Origin of the sequence: Yoonia sp. (genome assembly GCF_036007805.1) — a bacterium.
In the GTDB taxonomy this organism is placed as follows: Bacteria; Pseudomonadota; Alphaproteobacteria; order Rhodobacterales; family Rhodobacteraceae; genus Yoonia.
The window spans coordinates 1-7,068 of record NZ_DASYOK010000113.1; the positions used below are offsets into that span (position 1 = coordinate 1).

Sequence of the window (7,068 nt, forward strand, 5' to 3'; positions counted from 1 at the left end):
TATCTTGAGGAAAGCCGCAAGGCGGCTGTGTAGTTCGGGCTAGATCCGGACCGAAGGCACGCGGCGAGTCAAGAGAACTTGGCGACGAACCAGATCGTGAGGGTCACGATCGGCAAAAGGATAAGTCCGGATGTCATGAGGCATCCGCGCGGGAGTTCGAATCCTTGCACGTTGCCGGACGTATGTTGGTGCTTTGGCATATCTATGTCTTGCATGTGCCTGCTCCTTTCTGTGTGGTCTCGCCAGGCATGAACATGCCACAAATGGCATGGCTAAAAAAGAAGCGCGTCACAGGCAGGGTGCGGCCTACGCCCCTGCCTGCGCTTGTGCTTGCAACTCTTTCGCGCGCTCGGGCCCCACGCCAAACACGGCTTCGATCTGGTGCAACACCTCGTCTTCTTCCGCGTGCATGATCCCGTCAGCATAGACAACCTGCCAAAGCGCCAGCAGCGTCGCTTCCTTTTCCGTGGTACCGATCGCGGTCTCGAGGATTGCAGCAATATCGGTGGTCTGGGGGATCTTGCGTTCCAAAAGTTCGCATTCCGCACGCATTTTGGCGGCGGCGACCGGATTGATGCCGTGACGCTGGGCCAGAATCTTGTCGATCATCGCGATTTCTTCGACCAGATAGGTGTGATCCGCCTTTGCCGCACGCACCAGTAACGCGCCCATAGCGTGGCTTGCGTCGGCCTCGGGCAGTGGCGTGTGATAGCCGGTGGGATTGCCAAAGAATGCGGTCAGGCGTTCAAGCATAATGGGTTCCTATCCGTGGCTGTCCTTGAAGGCCGCGTTGGCCTCGGCGCTTGCTTCGGTCTGGTAGTTCGCTTTCCATTCGGCCATCGTCATCCCGTAAAACGCTTCGCGGCCTTCGTCCTTGGTCATCGGGATTCCGCGTTCGTTCGCTGCTTCCTGATACCAGCGCGCCAGACAATTCCGGCAGAACCCTGCCAAATTCATCATGTCAATGTTTTGCGCGTCGGTGCGGTCTTCCATGAGGTGCTTTTGCAACCTGCGAAAGGCGGCAGCTTCGATCTCAATACGGGTCTGGTCGTCCATGGTCTTGTCCTTTCAAAGGCCTGATTGGGCCAATACTTGTGATAATATAGGGGCCAGCCGGTTTGCCCAAAGGGTTTGTCCCGCTTCATCCGCGATCAGGTCCTGACGTAACTCAATCAACACATTCGGGCGGCCATGCTGCAAGGCATGCCTGTCTACGGCATCACCGGGCAGGTGGCCGGCATAGGGCTGGTTGTCACCTGTGCACCACCCTTCAGCGCGGCAGGCGGCCATGAATGGCGTCGCGAGCCGTGCGTCATCGGCATATAGCACGCCAATCTCCCAAGGGCGCGGATGCCGCCCTTGCAAGCGCGGCGTGAAACTATGCACCGCACAGATCACGGGATTATCCATCTTGTTGGCCAAATCTGCATAGGCCGCGTGATAGGGCCGGTAGAGCCGCTGCAAGCGCTCTTCTTTTTCGGCGTCATCGGCGTTGCGGTTGCCCGGGATAATCGTGCCATCATAAAGGCGCATCATGATCGTGGGATCGTCCTCGCCTCTGTTGGGGTCACATACCAATCGTGAAAACCGGGACAGGATCGCAGGGCTGTCCAAGGCTTCAGCCAATTTGCGCGTCACACCTGCCGCGCCGATATCATAGGCGATATGGCGTTGCATATCCGCCGCAGGTAGGCCCAGATCGCCACCATGCACCCAATCAGGGACGGTATTTGTGGCGTGATCGCAGGCAATTAGCCAGCGTCCGGTGCGGTTTTCACCAATGATTTCGTAAGGGTCATGTGTCATGGCGGTGTCATTCCTTTGATACAGGATTTAGGCTAGTTGAAGCAGGAATGGAATTGCGCAATAAGGGCGCAACCCAATCTGTTACCGCTAACGGTAGCGATGTACGAAGGAATGACTATGAGACGCCACCGCAATGTGAAAATCGTCGCAACACTTGGCCCCGCTTCCAATGATTACGAGATGATCCGTGCCCTGCACGAGGCCGGTGCCGATGTGTTTCGCCTGAATATGTCGCACGGGGATCATGAAGAGATCAAAGCACGTCACGCGATTATCCGGCAGGTGGAAAAGGACCTCGATAGTCCGATTGCTATTCTTGCGGATTTGCAGGGGCCGAAACTGCGGGTCGGTGTATTTGCCAATGGTGAAGAAGAACTGGTGCCGGGTGCGGACTTCCGTCTTGATCTGGATGACGCCGAAGGCGACGTGCACCGCGTAAAGCTGCCGCACAAAGAAATTTTCGATGCGTTGGAACCGGGCGCGCATTTGCTGGTCAACGATGGCAAAATCAAACTGCGGGTGAAAGACTGTGGCGCGACCTTTGCCAATTGCGAAGTCATCGTTGGTGGTACGATTTCCAACCGCAAAGGCGTGAACGTGCCTGACGTGATCCTGCCGCTGGCAGCGCTGTCGGAAAAAGACCGCAAGGATCTGGAATTTGTTTGCGAGCTTGGCGTGGACTGGCTGGCCCTATCGTTTGTCCAGCGCCCCGCAGACGTGGAAGAGGCGCGTGAGCTGACCAAGGGCCGTGCCGCGATCCTGTCAAAAATCGAAAAGCCGAACGCGGTGAAAGTATTTGACAGTATCCTCGCGGTCTCTGACGGCATCATGGTCGCGCGTGGCGATCTGGGCGTCGAACTGCCCGTGCAGAACGTTCCGCCGATCCAGAAGCAGCTGGTGCGCAAATGCCGTGCGGCGGCCAAGCCTGTGATCGTGGCGACGCAGATGCTCGAATCCATGATCGACAGCCCGATGCCGACCCGCGCAGAGGTGTCGGACGTGGCCACCGCGATCTATGAAGGGGCTGACGCGATCATGTTGTCGGCGGAATCGGCGGCAGGCTCTTTCCCGATCGAAGCTGTCACCACGATGAGCAACGTCGCAGCCGAGGTCGAAGCCGACCCGACCTATACCGAAATTATCGAGGCCTCGCGCAAGTCCGACGGCAAGACTGTGGCTGACGGGATCGTGTCTGCTGCCCGCGAGATTGCCGAGACAACCGATGTCAAAGCGATCTGCTGTTTCTCGCAATCAGGGCGCACAGCGCTTCTGGTGTCGCGCGAACGCCCGCGCGTGCCAATCATTGCCTTGACCAATCACATCACAACCGCGCGGCGGCTCTGCCTGTCGTGGGGCACGAACTGTGTGCTTTCCGGTCATGTGGACCGTTTTAAGGATGCTGTGATTGCTGCGGTCCGTGCCGCAAAGGCCCAGAACCTCGCGGGTGAGGACGACATGATCGTTGTCACCGCAGGTGTGCCCTTCAATACCCCGGGGTCGACAAATATCCTGCGCGTTGCCCCTTGCGCTGAGCGTTTGATTTACGCAGTAGAACAAGAGTAACATTGCTTAGCAATATCGGCAGGGCACCATGGACTATGATCTTATCTTTGTGATTGGTTTGACGATGGTCGCCTTTGCTATCCCCTCGGCTGTCAGCGCCTACTCCGATTGGCGCTGGCCCAAAACGGCCCTTGCCTTGCTGGTGATCGGGGCGGGAAGCATGGCTTATGCTGCGCAGGAAAACCCCGGCGCCTATGCGCTGGATACCGTCGACGATGTGATCGTGCGTGTTGTGGCGTCGGTGATCGGCAGCTGAGGCCACGCTTTGCCTTGGACCACAGCTCAAATCGCGAAACACCTCTTGCAATAACCCCACCCCTGTCGTATCAGCCGCGCCTGAGCCCGCGCGTCCGGCCAAGATGGCATGCCGAGTCGCGCGATTAGACCGAACCTTTGAAGGAGACGGAAATGCCGAAGATGAAAACGAAATCGAGCTGCAAAAAGCGGTTCAAAGTGACGGCTTCTGGCCGTGTTGTGGCGGGCCAGGCTGGCAAACGTCACGGCATGATCAAGCGTACCAACAAATTCCTCCGCAACGCTCGTGGGACAACCACATTGAGCAAGCAAGACGAGGGTATCATCAAGCCGATGATGCCTTACGCACGTTAATTAGAGGGAATTGAGATATGCGCGTTAAAGGTGGAACCGTCACGCACCGTCGTCACAAAAAAGTACTCGACGCTGCCAAAGGTTATTATGATCGCCGCTCCAAGACCTTCAAGGTCGCGGCACAAGCGGTCGACAAAGCCAACCAATATGCAACCCGTGACCGTCACAACCGCAAGCGCAATTTCCGCGCTCTGTGGATCCAGCGGATCAACGCAGGTGTACGCTCGGTTGACGAGACACTGAACTATTCCAAGTTCATCAACGGCCTGACACTGGCTGGCATCGAAGTGGACCGTAAGGTTCTGGCCGATCTGGCCGTGAACGAGCCTGAGGCATTTGCCGCTGTTGTTGGCAAAGCCAAGGATGCGCTGGCGGCCTAAGCCACGCACCTGACCGGAAAAGAAAGGCCGCACAGGAAACTGGGCGGCCTTTTGCGTTGGGGAGGTTGGCGGATCATGTGAATGGGTCTGCAATATCACGGGCGCGAAGGCTGCCCAAGTTCAGGTCACCCAGTTGTCTGTTGGCGCCTCAAACCGGACGGTCACCGATGCGCAGGGCGGATCTCAGAAATCCTCAATCCTTACCCGGGCCTGCCAGTTTCGCCAGCCCGCGTTGGAGTGCGGTAAAGCAGACCGGATCAAAGGCGGCTTCAACATCTGCGGCCATGATGTCCAGCGCTTGCGCGATCGGCATCGCCGCACGGTAGGGTCTGTCCGCAGTGAGCGCATCAAAAACATCCGCCACGGCGAGTATGCGGGCCTCAAGACAAAGATCTTTACCCCCTAGTCCCTCAGGATAACCTTTCCCATCCACACGTTCATGGTGCGCTCCGGCAACGGGTGCAATATCGCGAAAGGCCTCGACCTTTTCCAGAATTGTCTGACTATACTTCGGATGCTGCCGGATGGTTGCCCATTCGTCAGCATCCGGACGCCCCGGTTTGTCGAGGATCTGGTTACTGACGGCCAGTTTTCCAAGATCATGCAAGAGCGCCGCGCGCCGCAGCCAGCGCCGATGTTCCGCCAATAGACCAAGTTCTTCGGCGATCATGTCGGTATAAAGTGTGACCCGGTTGGAATGGTCGGCCGTAAAGGGCGATTTGGCATCGACGACGTCGGAAAAGGCCGAGGCGATGTCGTCGAGATAATCCTCGTCGACAGCCTGGGCCGTTTCGCTTGGGTCGAGCGAGAAAACAAGTTCCTCCAGACAGGGATCATTTAGGCGGGTCCAAAAGTCAGGTGCTGCACTCGCCTCTTTGAAGGCCGCGACCAAAGCCGGATCAAACCAGCCACCGGCGCGCCCTTCGATTTCGGTCATTGCGGCCTCTGGTCCCTGCGCCGAATGGAAAATGTCGACGACCTGCGCCATCAAAGCAATGTTTGAAATACGCGGTATATCATCGCCAGAGAGACCCAGTGGTTTGCCGCCGCCACCCCAGTGCTCGTCAAGCGACCTGATGCCCTCTTGGACGGCATCCGAAAACCGCATCTTTGCCGCGATATCCGCACCACGGTTGCAACGCGTTTCAATCAGTTCACGGCTGATTTCGCCACCATTGCGCAGGATATTGACGGTCGCGCGTAGCCTTTCACTCAGGCCGGTGCCAAGCCCTGTCTTGGTGAAAACAAAGCGCAATGCGGCGGTCAGGCTGCCGTCAATCATCTTGAAATCACGTTTGAAGGTGATGTCATCTGCAACGTAGAGTTCACAAATCCGTGCCGCGTTGCTGCTGCACCCAAGATCTTTCAACAAAAGGGTGAAATACAGATCCTCATAGGCTTGCCCGTTCATCCCGAGGGCATTGCCAATGCGTGTTCCGATCCAGCAACAGCGAATACAGTGCCCCGGCGGCTGACCTTCCGTCATATCAAGCGCATAGCTCATCGCACCAAGCAGCGAACCCAGTCGCAAGGCGCGTGGTGGCGTGTGCGGACATGCTGCCGCATAGAGGCTTTCTGCGACAATGTAGGGGACTGCGGAGTGACTGAACATAACCGCGTCATACGACCGCAAAGTTAAGAGGAGCTTAGCCGCCGCGTCGCGGGAGGCTGTTTCATCGCAGACCTCAATCGATCTCCCATCTGGTTGTAGGGTCACAATTTGAAGCAAATTTTCAATATTCTGTCTTAATTGGAACATATCCCCAAGCGATCAGCAGGCCAGTTGAAAAGCCGCGTCCCGGGCCGTTTGTGTATCTCGTGCGTGTTTAAAAGGAAGAATGCATTGTCCAATAAGTTCGGGAACGCCAACCTGCTGTGGCGCTGCGGCCAAACCCAAAGGCCGACAGGTCCTCGCGCGTTTTTCAAGAAATTCCAGCAAGATGACAATGGCGCTGTCACTGTCGATTTTGCGGTCATTACAACTCTCGCCGTTATTCTAGGGGTTGGCGTATCTCAGGCCACCTTGAACGGGACCAGAGCCTTCGCGATGGACATGGCAGCGGCCTTGGGCAACACACAAGCGCCTCCTATGGGTGGTGCTGGCAACAGCAATGGCGGAAACGGCGGAAACGGCGACAGCGGTAGCAGCAGTTCCGACAGCGGCAACGCAGGCAATGGCGGTTCCGGTAACGGCGGCAGCGGTAATGGCAATAGTGGCAACGGCAACAACGGGAACGGTAATAACGGCAACGGCAACAACGGCAACGGCAACAACGGGAACGGCAACGGCAACAACGGGAACGGCAACAACGGGAACGGTAACGGTAATAACGGTAACGGCAGCAACGGGAACGGGAATAACGGCAACGGGAACAACGGAAATGGGAACGGCAACGGCAATAACGGCGGTAGCAACAACACTGGCAACGGCAATAACGGTGGCGGCAACAATACCAGTTCTGGCAATAGTAATAGTAACGGCAAAGGTAATCGGTGACGTGATGGCGCGCACCTCATTGGCCGTTCCGCTGGCAGGACTGCCGCGCCAAGGCTGAACGCTTCTTGCAACCATGGCGCCATTTCGCTAACTCCGCGGTGACGATTGCAAGAGGTGCGGCATGGACGATCTGAAACAAAAATACCTTGGCTTGATTGCCGATGCCGCCGATGAGGCCGCCATCGAGGACCTGCGCGTGCAGGCCGTGGGCAA

At 57.2% G+C, this 7,068-nt stretch carries 9 protein-coding genes; 5 read left to right on the top strand and 4 right to left on the bottom strand.

Annotation, left to right across the window (positions count from 1 at the left end; all coding sequences use genetic code 11):
• Positions 1-306: 306 nt before the first annotated feature.
• Genes VGP75_RS06355 through VGP75_RS06365 form a run of 3 tightly spaced genes read right to left on the bottom strand, consistent with a single transcriptional unit; the run spans position 307 to position 1,806 of the window.
• On the bottom strand, positions 307-753 hold the full coding sequence (locus VGP75_RS06355; RefSeq protein WP_110279561.1) for a tellurite resistance TerB family protein: 447 nt from the start codon (positions 751-753) through the stop codon (positions 307-309).
• Between the two features lie 9 nt (positions 754-762).
• On the bottom strand, positions 763-1,056 hold the full coding sequence (locus VGP75_RS06360; RefSeq protein ID WP_327542852.1) for a DUF1244 domain-containing protein: 294 nt from the start codon (positions 1,054-1,056) through the stop codon (positions 763-765).
• A gap of 12 nt (positions 1,057-1,068) precedes the next feature.
• Positions 1,069-1,806, bottom strand: coding sequence for an N-formylglutamate amidohydrolase (locus tag VGP75_RS06365; protein WP_327542853.1), 738 nt, complete (start codon positions 1,804-1,806; stop codon positions 1,069-1,071).
• A 117-nt stretch (positions 1,807-1,923) separates the two neighbouring features.
• On the opposite strand from VGP75_RS06365, the gene pyk reads away from it, so the two are divergent.
• From pyk to rplT, 4 genes are all read left to right on the top strand, one after another.
• Positions 1,924-3,369 (top strand): pyruvate kinase, encoded by a 1,446-nt coding sequence (gene pyk, locus VGP75_RS06370; protein ID WP_327542854.1) that lies wholly within the window; start codon positions 1,924-1,926, stop codon positions 3,367-3,369.
• Positions 3,370-3,397: 28 nt separating this feature from the next.
• Entirely contained in the window at positions 3,398-3,625 is a 228-nt protein-coding gene (locus tag VGP75_RS06375; protein ID WP_327542855.1) for a hypothetical protein, read from the top strand.
• A gap of 152 nt (positions 3,626-3,777) precedes the next feature.
• A complete protein-coding gene (rpmI, locus tag VGP75_RS06380) occupies positions 3,778-3,978 on the top strand; it encodes a 50S ribosomal protein L35 (RefSeq protein WP_055297198.1) in 201 nt (66 codons plus the stop codon).
• 17 nt (positions 3,979-3,995) lie between these two features.
• On the top strand, positions 3,996-4,358 hold the full coding sequence (gene rplT / locus VGP75_RS06385) for a 50S ribosomal protein L20 (protein WP_055297200.1): 363 nt from the start codon (positions 3,996-3,998) through the stop codon (positions 4,356-4,358).
• 193 nt (positions 4,359-4,551) lie between these two features.
• On the opposite strand, the gene VGP75_RS06390 is transcribed toward rplT, so the two are convergent.
• On the bottom strand, positions 4,552-5,970 hold the full coding sequence (locus tag VGP75_RS06390; protein WP_327542856.1) for an HD-GYP domain-containing protein: 1,419 nt from the start codon (positions 5,968-5,970) through the stop codon (positions 4,552-4,554).
• Positions 5,971-6,201: 231 nt separating this feature from the next.
• Here VGP75_RS06390 and VGP75_RS06395 point away from each other — a divergent pair, with 231 nt between their 5' ends.
• Positions 6,202-6,855, top strand: a complete 654-nt coding sequence (locus VGP75_RS06395; protein ID WP_327542857.1) for a hypothetical protein — start codon at positions 6,202-6,204, stop codon at positions 6,853-6,855.
• Positions 6,856-7,068 lie beyond the last annotated feature (213 nt).